The organism is Stenotrophomonas sp. Ste86, assembly GCF_024519465.1.
Classification (GTDB): domain Bacteria; phylum Pseudomonadota; class Gammaproteobacteria; order Xanthomonadales; family Xanthomonadaceae; genus Stenotrophomonas.
This window is the reverse complement of sequence record NZ_JALJRW010000002.1, coordinates 35,859-56,326: the sequence shown is the minus strand read 5'-3', so window position 1 is coordinate 56,326 and position 20,468 is coordinate 35,859. Positions and strand designations below refer to the sequence as shown.

General features: G+C 68.5%; 17 protein-coding genes. 8 read left to right on the top strand and 9 right to left on the bottom strand.

The genetic code is table 11. The annotated features are described in order from the left end of the window. Positions 1–258 precede the first annotated feature (258 nt). Complete coding sequence (locus tag NR101_RS02570) at positions 259–852, top strand: TIGR00730 family Rossman fold protein (protein ID WP_256774003.1); 594 nt, start codon at positions 259–261, stop codon at positions 850–852. A gap of 43 nt (positions 853–895) precedes the next feature. Here NR101_RS02570 and NR101_RS02565 read toward each other — a convergent pair whose 3' ends face one another. Continuing rightward, positions 896–3,778 carry an EAL domain-containing protein gene (locus tag NR101_RS02565; RefSeq protein WP_256774004.1) on the bottom strand — a complete coding sequence of 961 codons (2,883 nt, stop codon included), beginning with the start codon at positions 3,776–3,778 and terminating at the stop codon, positions 896–898. A gap of 242 nt (positions 3,779–4,020) precedes the next feature. On the opposite strand from NR101_RS02565, the gene NR101_RS02560 reads away from it, so the two are divergent. The 5 genes from NR101_RS02560 to NR101_RS02540 all read left to right on the top strand — a co-directional run bounded on the left by NR101_RS02560 (position 4,021) and on the right by NR101_RS02540 (position 8,160). Further along, positions 4,021–4,539: an RNA polymerase sigma factor gene (locus NR101_RS02560; protein ID WP_256774145.1), complete on the top strand. Its 519-nt coding sequence runs from the start codon at positions 4,021–4,023 to the stop codon at positions 4,537–4,539. Then, complete coding sequence (locus tag NR101_RS02555) at positions 4,536–5,489, top strand: hypothetical protein (protein WP_256774005.1); 954 nt, start codon at positions 4,536–4,538, stop codon at positions 5,487–5,489. Before NR101_RS02560 ends, NR101_RS02555 begins: the two co-directional genes overlap by 4 nt. Positions 5,490–5,526: 37 nt before the next feature. Continuing rightward, on the top strand, positions 5,527–6,135 hold the full coding sequence (locus tag NR101_RS02550) for a YigZ family protein (protein ID WP_256774006.1): 609 nt from the start codon (positions 5,527–5,529) through the stop codon (positions 6,133–6,135). Then, on the top strand, positions 6,128–7,894 hold the full coding sequence (locus NR101_RS02545) for an ABC transporter transmembrane domain-containing protein (RefSeq protein WP_256774007.1): 1,767 nt from the start codon (positions 6,128–6,130) through the stop codon (positions 7,892–7,894). Before NR101_RS02550 ends, NR101_RS02545 begins: the two co-directional genes overlap by 8 nt. 71 nt (positions 7,895–7,965) lie before the next feature. Further along, entirely contained in the window at positions 7,966–8,160 is a 195-nt protein-coding gene (locus tag NR101_RS02540; protein WP_256774008.1) for a hypothetical protein, read from the top strand. Between the two features lie 169 nt (positions 8,161–8,329). On the opposite strand, the gene NR101_RS02535 is transcribed toward NR101_RS02540, so the two are convergent. The 6 genes from NR101_RS02535 to hrcA form a co-directional block, all read right to left on the bottom strand. Further along, the gene (locus NR101_RS02535; RefSeq protein WP_256774009.1) at positions 8,330–9,442 is read right to left on the bottom strand and encodes a prephenate dehydrogenase; all 1,113 of its coding nucleotides are present in this window, start codon (positions 9,440–9,442) and stop codon (positions 8,330–8,332) included. Continuing rightward, on the bottom strand, positions 9,439–10,347 hold the full coding sequence (pdxY, locus tag NR101_RS02530) for a pyridoxal kinase (RefSeq protein WP_256774010.1): 909 nt from the start codon (positions 10,345–10,347) through the stop codon (positions 9,439–9,441). The genes NR101_RS02535 and pdxY overlap by 4 nt, the downstream gene beginning before the upstream one ends. A 296-nt stretch (positions 10,348–10,643) precedes the next feature. Beyond that, positions 10,644–11,777 carry a molecular chaperone DnaJ gene (gene dnaJ / locus NR101_RS02525; RefSeq protein WP_256774011.1) on the bottom strand — a complete coding sequence of 378 codons (1,134 nt, stop codon included), beginning with the start codon at positions 11,775–11,777 and terminating at the stop codon, positions 10,644–10,646. A 163-nt stretch (positions 11,778–11,940) separates the two neighbouring features. Further along, on the bottom strand, positions 11,941–13,869 hold the full coding sequence (gene dnaK / locus NR101_RS02520; RefSeq protein WP_256774012.1) for a molecular chaperone DnaK: 1,929 nt from the start codon (positions 13,867–13,869) through the stop codon (positions 11,941–11,943). A gap of 145 nt (positions 13,870–14,014) precedes the next feature. Next, the gene (gene grpE, locus NR101_RS02515; RefSeq protein WP_256774013.1) at positions 14,015–14,530 is read right to left on the bottom strand and encodes a nucleotide exchange factor GrpE; all 516 of its coding nucleotides are present in this window, start codon (positions 14,528–14,530) and stop codon (positions 14,015–14,017) included. A gap of 83 nt (positions 14,531–14,613) precedes the next feature. Next, positions 14,614–15,681: a heat-inducible transcriptional repressor HrcA gene (hrcA, locus tag NR101_RS02510; protein ID WP_256774014.1), complete on the bottom strand. Its 1,068-nt coding sequence runs from the start codon at positions 15,679–15,681 to the stop codon at positions 14,614–14,616. Positions 15,682–15,820: 139 nt separating this feature from the next. Here hrcA and recN point away from each other — a divergent pair, with 139 nt between their 5' ends. After that, positions 15,821–17,482 (top strand): DNA repair protein RecN, encoded by a 1,662-nt coding sequence (gene recN, locus NR101_RS02505; protein WP_256774015.1) that lies wholly within the window; start codon positions 15,821–15,823, stop codon positions 17,480–17,482. Positions 17,483–17,653: 171 nt separating this feature from the next. Here the strand turns inward: recN and NR101_RS02500 are convergent, their stop codons facing one another. Beyond that, positions 17,654–18,571 (bottom strand): LysR family transcriptional regulator, encoded by a 918-nt coding sequence (locus NR101_RS02500; RefSeq protein ID WP_256774016.1) that lies wholly within the window; start codon positions 18,569–18,571, stop codon positions 17,654–17,656. 96 nt (positions 18,572–18,667) lie between these two features. On the opposite strand from NR101_RS02500, the gene NR101_RS02495 reads away from it, so the two are divergent. Then, on the top strand, positions 18,668–19,921 hold the full coding sequence (locus tag NR101_RS02495) for an SGNH/GDSL hydrolase family protein (protein ID WP_256774017.1): 1,254 nt from the start codon (positions 18,668–18,670) through the stop codon (positions 19,919–19,921). An 84-nt stretch (positions 19,922–20,005) separates the two neighbouring features. Here NR101_RS02495 and fur read toward each other — a convergent pair whose 3' ends face one another. Continuing rightward, on the bottom strand, positions 20,006–20,422 hold the full coding sequence (gene fur / locus NR101_RS02490; protein WP_256774018.1) for a ferric iron uptake transcriptional regulator: 417 nt from the start codon (positions 20,420–20,422) through the stop codon (positions 20,006–20,008). Positions 20,423–20,468: the final 46 nt, after the last annotated feature.

Sequence of the window (20,468 nt, the reverse complement as noted above, 5' to 3'; positions counted from 1 at the left end):
CGAACGCCGAAGGCCGGGCAACGGCAGGAAAAACGAAAGCCGACCAACGGTCGGCTCTACCCCCGGGTGCACCCTCATCCGTAGCGCCGACCGTTGGTCGGCTGCCGTCACGTGTGCAGATTGGCCTCCGCGCCCGTAACGCGCGATAATCCCCGCCCGCATCTGCGGAACGAAACCCCGTCACGAGACCGGAGCACTGGTCATCGGCGGGGCTTTTTCGTTTCCGCCGCACCAGCTTCTCGAACACAGGAAGATCCAATGAAGTCGATTTGCGTTTACTGTGGCTCCAACCCCGGCAGCAGGCCGGTCTACACCGAGCGCGCCATCGCACTCGGCGACCGCATCGCCCGCGACGGCCTGCGTCTGGTCTATGGCGGCGGCAATGTCGGCCTGATGGGGACCGTCGCCAATGCCGTGCTGGAAGGCGGCGGCGAGGTCACCGGCGTCATCCCCCAGCAGCTGGCCGATTGGGAAGTGGCCCACCGCGGCCTGACCGAGCTGGAAATCGTCGGCTCCATGCACGAACGCAAGTCGCGCATGTTCGACCTCTCCGATGCGTTCGTCGCCCTGCCCGGCGGCTTCGGCACCATGGAGGAGATCTTCGAGATGCTGACCTGGCGCCAGCTCGGCATCGGCAACAAGCCCTGCGCCTTCCTCGACGTGGACGGGTTCTACGCGCCGCTGATCGGCATGATCGACCGCATGGTCGAAGAGCGTTTCCTGCATCCGGAACAGCGCGCCGACCTCTGGTACGGCTCGGACATCGACGCCATGCTGGACTGGATGCGCGCCTACCAGCCCGCGCAGGCCTCCAAGTGGATCGACGAAAAGCGTCGCAACGCGCTGCGTTGATGGCCTGATGCGTTGATGTGGAGTTGCCGGCCAACGGCCGGCACTACTCCGCCGCGAACGTGTCCATCGGCGCCGGCCGCCCGAGCAGGTAGCCCTGTCCGTAATCGCAGCCGAGCTGCAGCAGCGTCAACCGCTGCGCTTCGTTTTCGATACCCTCGCCCACGGTCTCTATGCCCAGCGTGCGCGCCAGCGACAGCACGCCCTGCACCAGCGCGTAGGTGCTCTGGATGTCCTGGCCGTGCAGGCCGGCGATGAAGCTCTGGTCGATTTTCAAGGTCGAGATCGGGAACCGGTGCAGATAGGACAGTGCCGAGAATCCCGTGCCGAAATCATCCAGCTGCACCAGCACGCCACGCTCGCGCAGCGTCTGCAGGATGCGCAGCGTACGTGGACCATCGTCGAGCAGGGCCACTTCGGTGATCTCCAGCCGCAGCCGGCACGGATCCGCGCCCGCCGCCTCGATCAGGCCGAACAGCCGGCTGATGAAATCGGCCGAACGGAAATGCCGCGGCGACACGTTCACCGACAGATAGCCTTCCCCGCCCAGCGCCAGCTGCCCGATCACGTCTTCGTACAGCAGCCAGTCCACCTGTTCGATCAGCCCGCTCTCCTCGCCCAGGTCGAGGAACGCACTCGGCAGCAGCAGTCCCCGCCGCTCATGCTGCCAGCGTAGCAGCGCCTCATACCCGACCACCGCGCCGTCGCTCAGGCGCACGATCGGCTGGTAGTACGGCAGGAAATCGCGGTTGATGATCGCCCGGCGCAGGTCCGCTTCCAGGTCCAGGCTGCGCAATGCCTCCTCGCGCATGGCCTCGTCGAACACCGCACAACGATCCTTGCCCTGCGCCTTGGCCCGGTACATCGCCGCGTCCGCATCGCGCACCAGTTCCTCGCCATTGCGATAGCGCGGGTTCCACATCGCGATGCCGAGGCTGCCCGATGGGAACAGTTCGCGCCCCTTGACCCACATCGATTCTTCCAGCGCCACCAGCATCCGCTGCGAAAACTCGCGCGCCGACGCCAGCCCCTGGTCGCACTGCAGCAGGATCGCGAACTCATCGCCCCCCAGCCGCGCCACCACATCACCGCTGCCCATCATCGACACGATCCGCTTGGCCACCTCGACCAGCATCTGGTCGCCGGCCGCATGGCCGATGCTGTCATTGACCAGCTTGAACCGGTCCAGGTCCAGGAACAGCACCGCGAAGACCGGCCCATCCGGTGCGCTCGCCCGGGCGATCGCGTCCTCGAGCCGGTCGAGCAGGTGCAGGCGATTGGGCAATCCGGTCAGCGCATCGTGCATGGCCTGGTGGGTCAGGCGCTGCTCGGCACGCAGGCGCTCGCCGATCTGGCCGAGCAGCTTGTCATTGACCTCGGCCAGCTCGCGGGTGCGTTCTTCCACGCGTTTTTCCAGCTCGGCGTGCGCGTTGCGCAGGCCTTCCTGGTCACGCTGGCGGGCCAGCCCATTGCCGATGTTCTGCGCAACGAAGGTCAGCAGGCGCTGGTCGTGCGCGGTGAAACTCACCTCCGGCGAATAGCTCTGCACCACGATCACGCCGACCACATCGTCGTCGCTGAGCAGAGGCACGCCCAGCCAGCAGTGCGAGCGCGCGCCGAACTCACGCACGCGTCCGGCCGCACGCAGCCCATCGATGTGGTCGCGCGAGGCCAGCAACGGTTGCCGGTTGCGCACGATGAACTCGGTCAGGCCCTGGCTGAACGGACGCGGTGCGCGCGAGGCGTTGTACTCGTCCACCGAGTACACGAAATCCAGGCCGTCACCGCCCTCGTTGACCAGCGCGATGTAGAAATTGCGCGCATCCAGCAGCGTACCGACGACGCCATGCACCTGCACGTAGAACTGCGCCAGGCTCTCGGCGCTCATCGCCATCTCGGCGATGTTGAACAGCGCCAGCTGCAGTTTCTCCGCGCGCCGCCGTTCCACCACCTCGTCCTGCAGGCTGCGATTGGCACGCTGCAGCTCCACGGTGCGCCGCTCCACCTGGCGTTCCAGCTGGACCTGTGCCTGGCGCCGGTCCATCGCGGTCAGGATGTGCTGGGCCACGTAGCCCAGCAGCGTGCGGTCGGCCTCGTTGTAGCGCACCCGCTGCTCGTAGCTCTGGACCACGATCGCCCCGCACACGCGCCCCTCGCGCAGCATCGGCACGCCGAGCCAGTCCAGGCTCTCCGGGCCCCGGCTGGGGTCGTACTCGTCGTTCATCGCCGCCAGCAGCTCGTTGGACGGGCCGCTCAGCGGCTGGCCGTGGCGCAGCAACGCAAAGGTGAGGCTGCGCGGCATTTCATGTTCTTCGTAACTGCGGTCCGGATCGGCCACGAAGCTGTCGCGCTGGTCGGCGAAGTACAGGAAACGCACCCGCCGGCGCACGTCGTCGTACTCAACGATGTAGCAGTTCTGCGCGTACATCAGCGAATTGAGCACGCGATGGAAATGGCGCAGCATCTCGGCCATTTCCAGGTCCGCGCCGGCCAGGTCGGCGATCTCGTAAAGCGCCTGCTGCAGCCGCTTGGAGTTCTCCAGCAACTTGATCTGCTCGCGTTGCCGCGCCAGCGCCAGTGCGTCCTGCAATGCGCGCAGCGCGATCGCCCACCAGGCTTCGTCGGGCATCGCGTTGGCGCCGGTCAGCGCCCGCACCGCCAGTTCGCTGCCCTGGTGCTGCCAGCGGCGCAGCGCGGTATGCACGCCGGCCGCGTCGCCCAGCAACGCATCCAGCAGCTCGGCCGACGCGCATTCCGGCAGCGGATGCGCCTGGCAGCCTTCGCCCAGCCCCGGGTCCGACCACGCCAGGGCCACCTGCGCATCGCCAGGCAGCAACGCGCACAGCGCCTGCGCGAGCGCGGCGGAGACCACTGACTCACGATCCGGATGCCCCAAGGACGTCACTACCTGGCTGGACAACATGTTCATCTCTTCTGGCGCCGGATGCCCGGCACCTCCCCTGTGGCCTGAGCATAGCGCGCCGACCGGGGGGCAGTGGAAGCCCGCAACCCCGTTCATCGCCACGGGACGTTCAACAGGACCTCGCCCACCTCCCTGCGCCCATGTTGTCCCCTGCCCCCGCCCGCCCCTTGCCCTGCTATGCGGAATCCGGCCCAGCGCTTACCCTGTGCGCCGTGGACGCCGCCGCCCTGCCAACCGACGAATCGCTGATGCTGGCCTGGGCCGCTGGCGAGCTGCCTGCGTTCGAAACCCTGTATGCGCGCCACCGCAGCCGCCTGTACAGCTTCCTGCTGCGCCAGCTGCGCGATGCCGCACTGGCCGACGAGATGTTCCAGGACGTGTGGCAACGCGTGATCGCCGCACGGGCGAGCTGGCAACCCGATGCCGCCTTCACCACCTGGCTGTTCCGCATCGCCCACAATCGCCTCAACGACCACTGGCGCGCGGCGCGGCACCGCCCGCCCGCGCCCGGTGATGCCGAGGAGCGGGTCGCCCGCATGAGCGATACGCGTACGCCGGAAACCCAGCTGTCCGAGTTCGAACAGCGTCGCCGGCTGCAGCTGGCCATGGAACAGCTGCCCGACGAACAGCGCGAGGTACTGCAGTTGCGCCTGGAGCAGGAACTGAGCCTGGAAGAGATTGCCGAGATCACCGGCGTGGGCCGCGAAACCGTGAAATCGCGCCTGCGCTATGCCATGGACAAGCTGCGTGCGGGGTTGTCCGAATGAACCGGTCCGCGCCGCTCACCCCGGAAGAACGCGCGCTGGCGCGCCTGCTCGGTCGTCCCGCGCCCACCGCACCGTCGAGCGCGCTGGACGAGGCCGTACTGGCGGCCGCACGGGCGTCCTTGCACACCGCGCCGGTGGCGCAGTCCGTCCCGGTCCCGGAGGCGGCCGCGCCTGCCCGCAGCGTCCCGCGCGCCGCGCGCCGCCGTTCGCGCCTGCCGGCCGCGCTCGGTCTGGCCGCCTCGGTGGTGTTCGCCGTGGGCATCGCCTGGCAGCTCAAGCCCGACGCACCGCAGCCCGCGCCCAGCCCGGCCCCGTCGGCCGCGGTCGAGGCGCTGCCCACACCCGCAGCGGCACCGCAGGCATCCGAGGCACGCCACGATCAAGCGCCGATGGCCGCTGCCGACGTGGCCGAGGTTGCCACGGCACCGGTCGCAAAACCGTCCACGCCGCCGCCGGCACCGCCACGCGCCGACACGCGCGAGCCATTGGTCACCCGGCCCGCGCCCGCACCGATCGTGGCCGCACCGATGCCGCCGCCGGCAGCACCGGTGGCGGCCCCGTCGCCGTCCCAGGCCTACGCGATGGACGCCGTTGCTGCGCCTGCGCCTGCGCTGGAGAAGATCACCACCACCGGCAGCCGCGCACGTCAGCAGGCCACCGATATCCAGTCCGCGCCGATGGCGGCCGAACCGGCGCGCAGCGCCGCCGGTGCGCCCGGGGTGATGCGCCGCGCCGCGCCGGCGGCGGTGAGCGGCACGCTGTCCGACAGCGCCGTCAACGCCGCTGTCGATGCCGATGCCACGCTGCCCCGCAAGCAATGGCTCCAGCGCATCCGCGAGCGCCGCGACAACGGCGACGTGGATACTGCGCGCGCCAGCCTGGAACGCTATCTTCAGCACTATCCGGAAACCCGCGTCCCGCGCGACGTACGCCAGCTGCTGGACAACTGACGCGCCCGGTCGCAGCCAGCCCACTACAATGGTGGGAATGTCCGACACGCTCGCCACCCCCGTCAGCCACAGCCTGGAGATCAAGCACAGCCGCTTCATCGCCCATGCGGCGCCCATCGATGACGCGGCGGCGGCCCTGGCCTTCCTGCAGCAGGTGGCCGTGCCCGACGCCACCCACAACTGCTGGGCCTACCGGCATGGCGGGGAATACCGCTCCAGCGACGATGGCGAGCCGGCCGGTACTGCCGGGCGCCCCATCCTGGCGGCGATCGACGGCCAGGGCTTCGACCGGGTGATGGTGGTGGTGATCCGCTGGTATGGCGGCATCAAGCTGGGCGCCGGCGGTCTGGTCCGCGCCTACGGCGGCACGGCTGCCGAGTGCCTGCGCACCGCCCCACGGCAGCCGTTGATCGCACTGGCCGCGCTGCGCATCCACGCCGGCTTCGAAGACCTGGGCGCCCTGCATGCCGCATTGGCCGGTCACAGCGCCGAAAAACTGGCCGAAACCTTCACCCCGTCGGGGGTCGAGCTGCAGGTTCGTTTGCCGGCCGATCAGGCCGACCCGTTGAAAATCCGCCTGCGCGACGCCACCCGTGATCGTATCCGCATCGAAACATGCCCCGAACCAGGCCATCTGAATGACTGACACCTCCCCCGCGCAGGCCCCGGCCGTGCGTCAGCTCGGCAGCTTGGGCACGCTGTGGCCGTTCGTGCGTCGCCACACCGGGCTGTTCGTGGCCTGGCTGGTGGCGCTGGCGCTGTCCTCGGTGGCCACGCTGAGCCTGCCGCCGGCGGTGAAGCTGATGATCGATCACGGCTTCAACGACAGCGGCCAGATCAACCGCGCCTTCGCCCTGCTGTTCCTGGTCGCTGTGCTGCTGGCGCTGGCCACCGCCGCGCGTTTCTTCTTCGTGTCGTTGCTCGGTGAAAAGGTCGTCGCCGATCTGCGCAGCCGCCTGTACGCACACCTAATTTCGCTTGGCGCCGGTTTCCACGACCGCAGCCGCAGCGGCGAACTGGTGTCCCGACTCACCGCCGACAGCGAACTGCTGCGCAGCGTGATCGGCTCGACCATGTCCGTTGCCCTGCGCAGCAGCGTCACGGTGGTGGGCAGCCTGGTGATGCTGTTCGTGACCAGTCCGCACCTGGCCGCGTGGTCGCTGGTCGGCATCCCGCTGGCGGTGCTGCCGATCATCATCGGCGCACGCCGGCTGCGCAACATCTCGCGCGCCAGCCAGGACCGCGTCGCCGACGCGAACAGTCTTGCTGCCGAAACCCTCGGCGCGGTGCGCACCGTGCAGGCGCATGCGCGCGAGCCGTACGAACGGGGCCGCTTCAATGCGGCGCTGGCCGAATCGATCCGTGCCGCACGGCGCCGCATCGGGGCGCAGTCGATCGTCACGGCCACCGCGATCGTGCTGGTGTTCGGGGCGATCGTCGGCGTGCTGTGGCTGGGCGCGCACGATGTCATCGACGGCAACATGACCGCCGGTACGCTCGGCCAGTTCGTGCTATACGCACTGATCGGCGGCGGCTCGGTCGGTGCCCTGGCCGAAGTCTGGAACGAATTGCAGCGCGCCTCCGGCGGCATGGGCCGGATCGCCGAGCTGCTGCAGGAAGACATCGAAATCACCACCCCGGCCGATCCGCTGCCCCTGCCCACGCCGTTGCGCGGCGAGATCCGCTTCGACGACGTGGTCTTCCACTACCCGCAGCGCCCGGACACCGCCGCGCTGGAGCATTTCAACCTGCACGTCCGCCCCGGTGAAACCGTGGCACTGGTCGGCCCCTCCGGCGCGGGCAAGAGCACGGTGCTGTCGATGCTGTTGCGCTTCCACGATCCCGCCTCGGGCAGCATCCTGGTCGATGGCCTGGACGTTCGCCGGGTCGATCCGGCGCAGTTGCGCGCGCAGCTGGCACTGGTCCCGCAGCAGCCCACGCTGTTTGCCAGCACCGCGCTGGAGAACATCCGCTACGGGCGCCTGGAAGCCACCGATGAGGAGGTGCAGCGCGCCGCCGAAGCCGCCGAAGCCGATGAGTTCCTGCAGGCCTTGCCCGACGGCTACCTGAGCGAACTGGGAGAGCGTGGTGCGCGCCTGTCCGGTGGCCAGCAGCAGCGCATCGCGATCGCCCGTGCACTGCTCAAGGACGCACCGATCCTGCTGCTCGACGAAGCCACCAGCGCGCTGGATGCGCAGAGCGAGCGCGCGGTGCAGCAGGCGCTGGAACGGCTGATGGCCGGGCGCACCACGCTGGTGATCGCCCATCGCCTGGCGACCGTGCTCAAGGCCGACCGCATCGTGGTGATGGACCACGGCCGCATCGTCGCACAGGGCACCCACGCCGAGCTGCTCGCCGAAGGCGGGATGTACGCCGAACTGGCCAGGCTGCAGTTCATCGAGTGATGACGCACCGCTAACGCGGTGCGTTGCATGGTGCGCAGGTCATCGGTTTGTGCCACCGCAGGAGGTGCTTCATGTCGTTCCGACAGTTCCCCGCCACCGACGCCGCCGGCGAGAGCTACGTCATCGTCGAGTTCAAGGATGAGCAGCCCGGCAACACCGCGCCGGCCGAAAACAGCGCGCGCTATGAGCTGGCCGACGGCCGCCATCTTGTCCGTGACGGCCGTCAGTTCCGCACCCGCGGCGGCGAGTTGATCCTCACCACCTGAGTACCGGCCGTACTGCGCTCGCTGTCAAGAAAAATAGTTTCCGAAAGGCTGGTCATTTTCTGGCCAGCCTTCTTGACAGCCTGTGACCGCAAGGGATGCGCGCGGTTATCCACATGTTTGTGCGCAACTCATCCACACCCCCTGTGGATGAATGCGGCGTCGCAGCACGTCAGCGCGGCAACACCCGGCCGATCCCGGACGCATCGATTTCCTGCGCCGCGCGCTGCAGCGCCGCCGCATCGCTGCCGGCCACGAAGCCGACACGGAAATGCACTTCACCGCCCGGCGTACGCGAGGAATGGATCGACGCCAGGCTCACCGCATGCCGTTCGAACACATGCAGCAGTTCGCGCAGCGAGCCGGGGCGGTCCTCGGGCAGGTGCACGCTGATCGCATTGCGTTCGGTCAGGTCCGCAAGCAGGTAGCCGACGCGTTCGAAGGTGTAATTGCCTTCGGCCAATACGGCCTCGCCCTGGCTGTCACGGTTGTCCAGCAGCAGGTGCTGGCGGAAGGCCGCGCGTGCAGCGTCATCGCCCTGCCCCACTTGGTCGCGCAGTTGCTGCAGCTGGCCCAGCAGGCGGTCCAGCATCGGGCCCACGTGCGGGTTGCCGAACTGGATGTCTTCGTAGATGGCCGGGTTCAACGACAGGATGCGCGCGATGATCGCCGTGTCCAGTTCGAACGACGCCGAGCGGTACGGCATCAGCGCCGGCAACGCTCCCAGCAGGGGCGCGTACTCGCGCAGCACCCCGGCCTGGGCCAGGTGGGTGGCGTGCACCATCGCCTGCACCAGCGCCATGACCTGGTCGTGGTGTGCGGGCGTGGCGCGCACGCACTCGGCTTCCAGCGCGTCGCACAACCGTTGCACCCAGGGCTGCCAGCGCGACAACCGCGCTTCGCAGACCACCATCACCCGCCCCTTCAGCGTCGGTGCCTTGGGCGGTGCGGTCATCGGATGCAGCCCCACCACCTCGGCCTGCGAGGCCAGCATCGCCGCGACCGGATCGCTCTTTACCGAGGTCACATCCAGCCACAGGCGCCCGGCCTCGCGTCCGGCCGAACGCGCCACGTAGTCGGCGATCAGCGCGGGCGTTTGGCGGATGGGCGCGGAGAAAACCAGTACATCGGACCGCTGCAGCAGCACCTCCGGATCGTCCGAGTGCGGATCGGCCGGATCATGGCCGATCACCTCCAGGCCCATGCGCCGCTCGAGGAACCCACGCAGCCAACGCCCGTAGGCGCCGGCGCTGCCGACGATACCGACAACCGGTGCTGCCCTCACGCCAGGCGCTCGGGCACGAAGCGCTGCGGCAGGGCCAGCGCGGCCGGCGCGGCGGCCAGAACGTCGAACTCTTCATGGCCATTGGCCAGGGTGGTCTCCAGCGCCACGTGCACGCCGGCGATGGCGCGCGAGATCGCCTCCTCGAACGCTTCACCGCGCAGCAGGAACGCTACCAGCAGCGACATCAGCACATCACCCGTACCGGCCACGTCCACCGGCAGGTGCGGCGAGGACCAGCGCCAGATCGCCTCACGGCTGACCGCCAGCGTGACCAGTTGGCCCGGGTCACCGCCGACGCTGTGGGCGAGCACCCATTCCGGCCCGCGCGCGAGCAGCGTCTGCGCAGCGGCGATAGCCTCGTCCTGGGCCAGGCTCGGCATGCCGGTCAGGCGACCGAGTTCGAAGGCGTTGGGGGTCACCAGCCAGGCATGCGGCAGCAGGCGTTCGGCGAAGACCTTTTCCAGGCCCGGCTCGACGTAGGGCCCGGTGTGGGTATCGCCGATAACCGGGTCCAGGCAGTAACGCAGCTGCGGTGAAGACGGCAGCACCGCGTCGAGCCAGTCGGCAAAGGCCGCGCCGTTGCCGACGCTGCCGAAATAGCCGGAGATCAGCATCCGCGCCCGCTGCGGCAACCCGCGCTCACCGGCGCCCAGCAGCAGGTCGGCAAACCAGTCCGAGGGCAGCACGCGGCCACGCGTGGTGGCGTAGAACGGCGCATTGCTCAGCAGCGTGGTCGGGATTTCGGCGACACGCACGCCCAGCGCGCGCAACGGCGGCACGGCAGCGCTGTTGCCGGCGTAGCCATACACCAGCTGCGACTGCACCGAGATGACGTCGACCGGCGACGGACCGTCCGGGCGCTGGCGGCGTCCATGGACCAGATGGCTTTCGAGGGATTCGTTCATCCCGACATTTTACGCCTGCCGCCCCGACCGGCGGAGACTCCGGGAAAGCCGCACCATGGATGGCTGCTTCTCCACCCGGGGGTAGAGCCACCCCACGGGCGGCTGCTTGTCCGCCCAGGGTAGAGCCACCCCATGGGTGGCTGCTTGTCCACCCAGGTAGAGCCACCCCATGGGTGGCTGCGCGCGGTGCCGAAACGAAGAGCAGCCACCCATGGGGTGGCTCTACCCGGCGACGGACAAAAAAAGGCCCGCTGTCACCAGCGGGCCTTCGTCACATCCGTTGAATCGCCGGTCGCTTACGAGGTCATCCGATCCCAGAAACCCTTCACGCCGTCGATGAACGTCGCCGATTTCGGCGAGTGCTTGCGCGCTTCTTCGCCGGTGAAGGTGGTTTCGAACTGCTCCAGCAGCTTGCGCTGCTCAGGGGTCAGGTTGACCGGAGTTTCCACCACCACGCGGCAGTACAGATCGCCTTCGCTGCGACTGCGCACCGAGCGCACGCCCTTGCCGCGCAGGCGGAACAGCTTGCCGGTCTGGGTTTCGGCCGGGATGCGGATTTCCGCGTACCCGCCCAGGGTGGCCACGCGCACGGTGTCGCCCAACGCAGCCTGCGAGATGCGGATCGGCACTTCGCAATGCAGATCGTCGCCGTCGCGCTGGAAGATCGCGTGCTCGCGCACCCGCACTTCCACGTACAGATCGCCCGGCGGCGTACCGGCCGGACCAGCCTCGCCTTCGCCGGACAAGCGGATGCGGTCGCCACTGTCGACGCCCGCGGGCACCTTCACCGACAACACCTTGTCTTCCTCCACACGGCCATTGCCGTGGCAGGTCTTGCACGGGGTCTGGATGATCTTGCCGCGCCCGTTGCAGTTGTGGCACGCCTGCTGCATCGCAAAGATGCCGCGCTGGATGCGCACCTGGCCGTGGCCATGGCACACGCTGCAGGTATCGACCTTGCCGTCTTCGGAGCCACTGCCGTTGCAGTCGTCGCATTCGGCCAACGTCGGGATCTCGATGCGGCGTTCCACGCCCATCACCGCTTCTTCCAGGTCCAGCTCCATCACATAGCCGACATCGGCGCCGCGACGGGCCTGGCGCTGGCCACCACCACCGGCACCGCCGAAGATGTTGCCGAAGATGTCACCGAAGATATCGCCCATGTCCGGGCCGCCGGGACCACCGCCACCGCCGCCCATGCCGTGCTCGAAGGCAGCATGGCCGTGGGCGTCGTACATGCGGCGCTTGTTGCTGTCGGACAGGGTTTCGTAGGCTTCCTTGCACTCCTTGAAGGAGGCTTCGGCCGCGCTGTCGCCCGGGTTGCGGTCCGGGTGGAACTTCATCGCGCAACGGCGATAGGACTTCTTCAGTTCTTCTTCGGTCGCGGTGCGGGAGACGCCCAGCACTTCGTAATAGTCACGCTTGCTCATAGGGTTGAATCGGGTTCCGGTGGTCGGGATTCGTCAAAGCGGAAGAGCGGAACCAGGTCCGCTCTTTCGCCGGGGCGCCCCGACAAACCGCAGGCGGCTGCCAGGACCTAAGGGGAAACAAGCACGGGACGTTGCCTGCGCAACGTCCCGCATCCTGTCCGGATCAGGACTTCTTGTCGTCCTTCACTTCGGTGAACTCGGCGTCGACCACATCGTCGTGCGCGCCGGCGTTGGCACCGGCATCCGCGCCCGGCGTCGCACCACCCTGCTCGGCCGCGGCCGAGGCGGCGAACAGCGCCTGGCCCGCTTCTTCCAGGACCTTCGACTTGGCTTCGATCTGCGCCTTGTCGTCGCCCTTCATCGCCGTTTCCAGGTCGGCCAGGGCCGACTCGACCTTGCCGATCACATCGCCACCGACCTTGCTGCCGTGCTCGGTGATCGCGGTACGGGTACCGTGGATCAGCGCGTCGGCCTGGTTGCGGGCCTGGACCAGCTCATGGAACTTCTTGTCTTCTTCGCGGTTGGCTTCGGCATCGGCGACCATGCGCGCGATCTCGTCCTCGGACAGACCCGAACCGGCCTTGATCTCGACCTTCTGTTCCTTGTTGGTCTTCTTGTCCTTGGCCGACACGTGCAGGATGCCGTTGGCGTCGATGTCGAAGGACACTTCCACCTGCGGCATGCCACGCGGGGACGGCTCGATGCCGGACAGGTCGAACTTGGCCAGCGACTTGTTGAAGCGGGCCTGCTCGCGCTCACCCTGCAGCACGTGCACGGTCACGGCCGACTGGTTGTCCTCGGCGGTGGAGAACACCTGCGAGGCCTTGGTCGGGATGGTGGTGTTCTTCTCGATGATCTTGGTGAACACGCCGCCCATGGTTTCGATACCCAGCGACAGCGGGGTCACGTCCAGCAGCAGCACGTCCTTGACGTCGCCGCCCAGCACGCCGCCCTGGATCGCCGCACCCAGTGCCACGGCTTCGTCCGGGTTGACGTCCTTGCGCGGTTCCTTGCCGAAGAACTCGGTCACCGCCTGCTGTACCTTCGGCATGCGGGTCTGGCCACCGACCAGGATCACTTCGCTGATGTCGCTCGAGCGCAGGCCGGCGTCGTTCAACGCCACGCGGCACGGCTCGATCGACTTCTTGATCAGCTCTTCCACCAGCGCTTCCAGCTTGGCGCGGGTCAGCTTGATGTTCAGGTGCTTCGGACCGGAGGCGTCGGCGGTGACGTACGGCAGGTTCACTTCAGTCTGCTGGGCGCTGGACAGCTCGATCTTGGCGCGCTCGGCCGCATCCTTCAGGCGCTGCAGGGCCAACGGGTCCTTGCGCAGGTCGATGCCCTGGTCCTTGTTGAACTCGTCGACGAGGTACTCGATGACGCGGTTGTCGAAGTCTTCGCCGCCCAGGAAGGTGTCGCCGTTGGTGGCCAGCACTTCGAACTGCTTCTCACCGTCGACGTTGGCGATCTCGATCACCGACACGTCGAAGGTGCCGCCGCCCAGGTCGTACACCACGATCTTGCGATCCTTGTTGTCGCCCTTGTCCAGGCCATAGGCCAGCGCGGCCGCGGTCGGCTCGTTGATGATGCGCTTGACGTCCAGGCCGGCGATGCGGCCGGCGTCCTTGGTGGCCTGGCGCTGGCTGTCGTTGAAGTAGGCCGGCACGGTGATCACCGCCTCGGTGACGGTCTCACCCAGGAAGGCTTCGGCGGTCTTCTTCATCTTCTCCAGCACGCGGGCGGAGATTTCCTGCGGCGCCATCTTCTTGGCGTCGCTGGTCTGCACCCAGGCGTCGCCGTTGTCGTGGGCCAGGATGCCGTAGGGCACGTGCGCGATGTCCTTCTGGACTTCAGCGTCGGTGAACTTGCGGCCGATCAGGCGCTTGACGGCGTAGAAGGTGTTCTTCGGGTTGGTGACGGCCTGGCGCTTGGCCGAGGCACCCACCAGTACTTCGCCGTCCTTGGTGTAGGCGACGATGGAAGGCGTGGTGCGGTCGCCTTCGGCATTTTCGATGACGCGGGCCTTGCCGCCGTCCATGATCGCCACACACGAGTTGGTGGTGCCGAGGTCGATACCAATGATCTTGCCCATGAGGGAGACTCCTGAAAGTTCTGGGAACATCCGGCTGCTGCCGGGTTATGAATGGGATGTGGGGGACGGCTGGACTACATTCAAGCCACCCACCAAACACTGTGTCCGGTGGAAGCGCAACGCATTCAGCGTCGCGCAAGCCGGGTCAATCGCGGGCGACCACGACCAGCGCCGGGCGCAGCAGGCGATCGTTGAGCAGGTAACCCTTCTGGAACACCTGCACCACGCTGCCGGGCGCCGCGCCGGGCGCGTCGACCTGGCTGATCGCCTGGTGGTGGTCCGGGTTGAAGGCCTGGCCGGTCGGGTCGAGCAGGGTCAGGCCGTTGTCGGCGGCAACCTTGAGCAGCTGCTTGTAGGTCAGCTCCAGGCCTTCGCGCAGCGGGCTGGGCTCGGCACCGGCGGCACTCAGGCCGGCGTCGAGGCTGTCGAAGACCGGCAGCAGCTCGCCCAGCAGCTTTTCATTGGCGAAGCGGCGCGCCTGTTCCACGTCGCGGGCCACGCGCTTGCGCTGGTTGTCCAGGTCGGCGCGTTCGCGCAGCGACTCGGCACGCAGCAGGGCGACCTCGTTGTGCAGGCTGTCCAGCTGCTGCTGCAGGGACGGCTCGGCAGCCGGCTCACCGGCGGGATTCTGGGATGCGATATCGGGCTGATCTTGGTTCATTTCCGGATCCTTGGCGGTGACTCTCCGCCTCCACCCACCCCTATGTGGGCGCGGGGTGCGGATTCAAGAGTCCAATGCCAGGTTTATGCGCGATCGCGGGACAATCCGCCGCCCGCCGGGTCGCCCAGCGCGGCGCCCAGCACCTGCGCGGTAGCCTCCACCAGCGGAATCATGCGGTCATACGCCATCCGCTTCGGGCCGATCACCCCGAGCACGCCCAGTACCTGGCCGCCGGCCGAGTACGGCGCGGTGACCAGCGAGACCCCCTCCAGCGGCATCACCCCGGTCTCTTCGCCGATGAAGATGCGCACGCCCGGGGCCTGGATGGTGCGCTCGAGCAGCTGCAGGATCTCGCGCTTGCTGGCAAACACATCGAACAGCTCGCGCAGGCGCTCCAGGTCGGACAGGTCCTGCACCCCCATCAAGCGGGTCGCCCCGGCCAGCACCATGTCATCAGCCGGCGGCACCATCGCCTGCTCGGCCAGCTCGATGCTGTGCGCCAGCAGCTGCTCCATTTCCGACTGCGCATCGCGCAGCTCCAGCAGCAGCCGCGCACGGATCTCGGCCAGCGGCCGGCCCGCGCAGTTGGCATTGAGGTAGTTGGCGACCTGCTCCAGCTCGCCCGGACCGAAGGCGCGGCGCGGCTCGATCACCCGGTTCTGCACTTCGTTGTCGGCAAATACCAGGATCGCCAGCACGCGGCCGGCATCGAGTGCCACGAAATCGATGTGGCGGAAGGCGAACTGCTCGCGGCGCGGGGCGCTGACCACCCCGACAAAGTGGCTCATCGCCGACAGCAGCTCCGACGCACTGCCGAGCAGCGCCTGGGTGCCGGTGCCGGTGGCCAGCTCGCTGCGCAGCCGGCTCAGTTCGCCCTCGCCCGGCGGCTGCATCTTGACCAGGCTGTCCACGAACACCCGGTAGCCGTGCGCGGTGGGCACCCGGCCGGCCGAGGTATGCGGCGAACTGAGCAGGCCCAGGTCTTCCAGGTCGCCGAGAATGTTGCGGATGGTCGCCGGGCTGACATCCAGCCCGGCCAGTCGCGCCAGCGTCTGCGACCCCACCGGCTCGCCGTCCTGGATATGGCGCGCGATCAACGTCCGCAGCAGATGGCGGGCGCGGGGAGCGAGATGGGTGGCGGAGGGGTGCATGGAATCAGCCTGTGAGACGCAACACTAGATAATGGCGATGGGGCCCGTTGGCAAGCCATCGGTACATCACGATTGATATCCGCGCATTGGAGCCGCCCCTCACCCATGCTAGCGTTGCGCGGCTCGAGAACAGACAACCATGCTCAAACATCTATCGATCAAGGATTTTGCCGTCGTCCGCGCTACCGAACTCGAATTCGGGGCGGGCATGACCGTGGTTTCCGGCGAGACCGGCGCGGGCAAGTCGCTGATGGTCGACGCGCTGGGCTTCCTGTCCGGCCTGCGCGCCGACAGCGGCGTGGTCCGCCACGGCGCCGCCCGCGCGGAACTGTCGGCCGAATTCGCCCCCGGCGAAGACGCCCCGGCGCGGCGCTGGCTGCGCGAGAACGAACTGGACGATGAGGACCAGTGCCAGCTGCGCCGGATCATCCGTGCCGACGGCGGCTCGCGCGCCTGGATCAACGGGCGCCCGGTCACCCTCACCCAGCTGACCGAGCTGGCGTCCACGCTGGTGGAAATCCATGGCCAGCACGAACAGCAGGCGCTGCTCGCGCGGCCCTCGCAGCTGGCCCTGCTGGACGCGTTCGCGCGCAACGAGACCGAGCGCGGCCAGGTCCGCCAGGCCGCCGCACGCTGGCAGGCGCTGGTGGACGAGGCCGAATCGCTGTCGCGCCAGGGCGATGTCAGCGACCGCATCGGCTACCTGGAACACCAGTTGGGCGAGCTGCAGCGCGAGGATCTGGAACCGGCCTCGATCGCCCAGCTGGGCAGCAGCCACCGCCGCCAGGCCCACGCCAGCGCGCTGATCGCCGCCTGCGACGTGGCCGTGGCGCGCCTGAACGGCGATGAAGACACCTCCGCGCTGCAGCTGCTGCAGCAGACCCGCCACGAGCTGGCGCGGGTGGCCGAACACGATCCGCGCCTGGGCGAGGTCGATGCCCTGCTCGACAGCGCCGCCATCCAGCTGGACGAGGCGCTGGCGCTGCTGGACCGCGTCCACGACGACCTGGACGCCGACCCGGAACAGTTCGAGGACATCGAGCGCAGGCTTGGTCGCCTGCACGACCTGGCGCGCAAGCACCGGGTGCCGATGGAAGCGCTGGGCGAGCACCGCGACGCGATGGAAGCGGAGGTCGAGCAGCTGCGCGGCGCCGACACCCGGCTGCAGGCGCTGGCCGGCGAGATCGATCGCGCCGCCGGCCAGTGGCAGACCGTGGCCGAGGTGCTGAGCAAGAGCCGCCGCGAGGCCGCCAAGGCGCTGTCGGACACCACCACCACCCTGATCGGCGAGCTGGGCATGGGCGGCGGGCAGTTCCTGATCGACATCGAGCCGCAGACCGTGGTCAAGCCGGACCCGAACGGCGCCGAGCGGGTCGAGTTCCTGGTCGCCGCCAATGCCGGGCAGCCGCCGCGCGCCCTGCGCAAGGTCGCCTCCGGCGGTGAACTGTCACGTATTTCGCTGGCCATCGAGGTAGCCGCGCTGGGCCTGGACGCGGTGCCGACCATGGTCTTCGACGAAGTCGATTCGGGCATCGGCGGCGCGGTGGCCGACATGGTCGGGCACAAGCTGCGCGCCCTCGGCGAGAAGCGCCAGGTGTTGTGCGTCACCCACTTGCCGCAGGTCGCGTCCAAAGGCCACGCGCATTACCGGGTCAGCAAGGCGCCGGTGGACGGCATGACCCAGAGCGCGGTGGAGAAGCTGGACCCCAAGGCCCGCGAGGAAGAACTTGCCCGGATGCTGGGCGGGGTGGAAGTCAGCAAGGAAGCCCGCGCGGCCGCCCGCAAGCTGCTGCAGGTTTGAGGGCAGGTACCGACCCACGGTCGGTACCCACCGCTGGCCGGTTCCGCACGCCCCCCCCCCCGACATACCTCGCGTAATGCGCCGACCGCCGGCCGGGTCCGGATACACCCGACGCACCGCGGGTCTCGTCGGACGCTGGCTGGCGCCTTGCGTTGCCGCGCCCCGCGGCCATTACCCCAACGGGCTGGACAGATCCACCCGTTCCACCAGGAAATCCAGCAACGCGCGCACCCGCAGCGGCAGGTAACCGCCCTGCCCTTGGAACACCGCGTGCACCTCTTCCAGATCGCCCGGGTTGGCGTGCTCCAACACCGGTAGCAACCGCCCGGCCGCTATGTCGTCCTTGACCTGGAAGGCCGCCAGCCGCGCCATCCCCACCCCGCCCAGCACCAGCCGCCGCAACGCCTCGCCGTCGCTGGCCCGTGCACTGCCCTGGGTGGCTACCACCCGCCGCTGCCCGTCCACCATCAGCGGCCATCCGGACTGCGCGCGCGGGTGGCCGATATCGAGCCGGTTGTGCGCCAGCAGTGCATCGGCCGTCGCCGGCAGGCCGTGGCGGAGGGCATACGCCGGTGCCGCCACGATCGCCATAGGCGTCGCCCCCAGCCGCCGCGCCACCAGGCGGGAATTCTTCAGCGGTCCGGCGCGCACGGCCACGTCGGTGCGCTGCTCCAGCAGGTCGATCACCTCGTCGGTCAGCACCAGATCCACGCCCACCTGCGGATGCCGGGCGAGGAAGTCCGGCAACAGCGGCAGCAGGAAGTGGTGCCCGAACGGCACATTGGCATTCACCCGCAGTCGCCCGCGCGGCTCGGCATGGGCACTGGCGCAACGCTCGGCCTCGTCCAGGTCGGCCAGCACCCGCAGCCCCCGCTCGTAGAAGGTGCAGCCCTCCGGCGTGAGCTGCAGCTGACGGGTCGAGCGTTGCAGCAGGCGCGCGCCCAGCCGCTGCTCCAGCCGCGACACCAGCTTGCTGACCGCCGACGGGCTCAGCTCCAGCGAGCGCGCCGCCGCCGAGAAACCGCCGGTTTCGATGACCCGGACGAACACTTCCAGTTCGCCGGAACGGTTGATATCGGTGCCTGCCATGGGATGAATCCAGTTCACAGATGATTGTCCGCACGCAGTCTAGTTCACAGATGCGGCGCGGATCACCATGGCCGTCCCCACCCGACGGATCGCCCGATGAATGCACTCACCCGCCTTGCCGCCACGGCCCTGCTTACTGCCACCACCACCGTAGCCGCAGCGCCTCCCGCCCGCTGGGTGGCCAGCTGGCAGGCCAGCCCGCAGCCCGTGTGGGGCGCGGATTTTCTGTTCCCCACAGGCATTCCCGCGCAGTTGGACGCACAGACCGTCCGCCAGACCGCGCGCCTGAGCCTCGGCGGGAATCAGCTACGGGTGCGCCTGAGCAATGCCTACGGCGACCAGCCGGTCCGGATCAGCGCCGCGAGCGTTGCCGCCGCGCCCGGACAGGTGCCGATGGCCCTCGCCTTCGATGGCCAGGCCGAGGTGGTCATCGCCCCCGGCCAGGAGCGCCTGAGTGAACCGCTTGGGCTGGCCACCAGCGCCCTGCAGGCCGTACAGGTCAGCGTGTACATCCCGGATCGGCTGCGCCTGCGCACCTTCCATTGGGATGGCCGGCAAACCGCCTTGATCGGCAGCGGCGACCAGACCCGCGCGCCGGTGCTGGCGCCCACCTCGACCACCACCGCGCGCCTGTTCCTGACCGGCATCGAGGTCCAGGCCGGCGCCACCGCACGCAGCGTGGTGGTGATCGGCGACTCGATCACCGATGGCGCCACCGCCAGCCTGGACCGCGACCAGCGCTGGACCGATCACCTGGCGGCGCGGCTGGCGCCACGCGGCGTGGCCGTCGTCAATGCCGGCATCTCCGGCGGCCGCCTGCTGCGCGATGGCATGGGTGACGCGGCCGTCTCCCGCGTCCAGCGCGACGCGCTCGACCCGACGGGCGTGGTCAGCGTGATCGTGCTGATCGGCATCAACGACATCGCCTGGCCCGGCACCGCCTTCGCCCGCGGAGAGGGGGCGCCGACGCTGGCCGAGCTGCAGGCCGGCTACCGGCACCTGGTCGAGCGCGCACATGCCCGCGGTGTACGCATCCTCGGCGCCACCCTGCCGCCGTTCGCCGGTGCCCTCCCCGGCACCCCGCTGGACGACTACTACCAGCCGGACAAGGACGCCCTGCGCCACCAGCTCAACGCCTGGCTACGCAACGACGGCCCGTTCGATGCGGTGATCGATCTTGACGCGGCCCTGCGCGATCCCAGCCATCCCGAGCGGCTGGCACCTGCCTTCGATTCCGGCGATCACCTGCACCCGGGCGATGCCGGCAACCGGGCAATGGCCGACGCGGTGGACCTGGACGCTCTGCTCCCGGACGTTGCACCCGTCACCGCCACCGCCACCGCGCGCTGAAACGCAAAAACCCCGGGCCAGGGCCCGGGGTCCGGTGAAGCGCGGTGCGGGTCGGCGGCGGCCTGACGACCGGCCGCCGGGCCATTAGCGACGCTTCTTGCGTACGTACAGGACGAGCGAGTGCTCTTCCAGCTCGTAGCCGTGTTCGGTGGCGATCTTGCGCTGAAGTTCTTCGATCTCGTGGCTTTCGAACTCGATGATCTTGCCGGTGTCCACGTCGACCATATGGTCGTGGTGGCCGCCGCGATCGAGTTCATAGACGGCCTGCCCGCCTTCGAAGTTGTGCTTCAGCACCAGGCCGGCGGCCTCGAACTGGGTCAGCACGCGATACACCGTGGCCAGCCCGATCTCGTCGCCGTGCTCCAGGAGCTGGCGGTAGATGTCTTCGGCGGTCATGTGGTGCTGGTGGCTCTGGGCATTGCGCTGTTCCAGCAACGCCAGGATCCGCATCCGCGGATGGGTCACCTTCAGGCCGACTTTGCGCAGGTCGTGGGTTTCCATAGTTCTCCGTTCATTGGCGATTTAGCGCCAGCTGCCTCGGATTGGG

What these genes read in the sequence shown, in the direction of transcription:
- dnaJ (WP_256774011.1), bottom strand. Translation starts at nt 11,777, where the DNA reads ATGAGCAAGCGTGACTATTACGAAGTGCTGGGCGTCTCCCGCACCGCG.
- NR101_RS02555 (WP_256774005.1), top strand. Translation starts at nt 4,536, where the DNA reads ATGAACCGGTCCGCGCCGCTCACCCCGGAAGAACGCGCGCTGGCGCGC.
- pdxY (WP_256774010.1), bottom strand. Translation starts at nt 10,347, where the DNA reads ATGAACGAATCCCTCGAAAGCCATCTGGTCCATGGACGCCGCCAGCGC.
- NR101_RS02500 (WP_256774016.1), bottom strand. Translation starts at nt 18,571, where the DNA reads ATGGCAGGCACCGATATCAACCGTTCCGGCGAACTGGAAGTGTTCGTC.
- NR101_RS02550 (WP_256774006.1), top strand. Translation starts at nt 5,527, where the DNA reads ATGTCCGACACGCTCGCCACCCCCGTCAGCCACAGCCTGGAGATCAAG.
- NR101_RS02570 (WP_256774003.1), top strand. Translation starts at nt 259, where the DNA reads ATGAAGTCGATTTGCGTTTACTGTGGCTCCAACCCCGGCAGCAGGCCG.
- NR101_RS02545 (WP_256774007.1), top strand. Translation starts at nt 6,128, where the DNA reads ATGACTGACACCTCCCCCGCGCAGGCCCCGGCCGTGCGTCAGCTCGGC.
- NR101_RS02540 (WP_256774008.1), top strand. Translation starts at nt 7,966, where the DNA reads ATGTCGTTCCGACAGTTCCCCGCCACCGACGCCGCCGGCGAGAGCTAC.
- grpE (WP_256774013.1), bottom strand. Translation starts at nt 14,530, where the DNA reads ATGAACCAAGATCAGCCCGATATCGCATCCCAGAATCCCGCCGGTGAG.
- NR101_RS02565 (WP_256774004.1), bottom strand. Translation starts at nt 3,778, where the DNA reads ATGAACATGTTGTCCAGCCAGGTAGTGACGTCCTTGGGGCATCCGGAT.
- dnaK (WP_256774012.1), bottom strand. Translation starts at nt 13,869, where the DNA reads ATGGGCAAGATCATTGGTATCGACCTCGGCACCACCAACTCGTGTGTG.
- recN (WP_256774015.1), top strand. Translation starts at nt 15,821, where the DNA reads ATGCTCAAACATCTATCGATCAAGGATTTTGCCGTCGTCCGCGCTACC.
- fur (WP_256774018.1), bottom strand. Translation starts at nt 20,422, where the DNA reads ATGGAAACCCACGACCTGCGCAAAGTCGGCCTGAAGGTGACCCATCCG.
- hrcA (WP_256774014.1), bottom strand. Translation starts at nt 15,681, where the DNA reads ATGCACCCCTCCGCCACCCATCTCGCTCCCCGCGCCCGCCATCTGCTG.
- NR101_RS02495 (WP_256774017.1), top strand. Translation starts at nt 18,668, where the DNA reads ATGAATGCACTCACCCGCCTTGCCGCCACGGCCCTGCTTACTGCCACC.
- NR101_RS02560 (WP_256774145.1), top strand. Translation starts at nt 4,021, where the DNA reads ATGCTGGCCTGGGCCGCTGGCGAGCTGCCTGCGTTCGAAACCCTGTAT.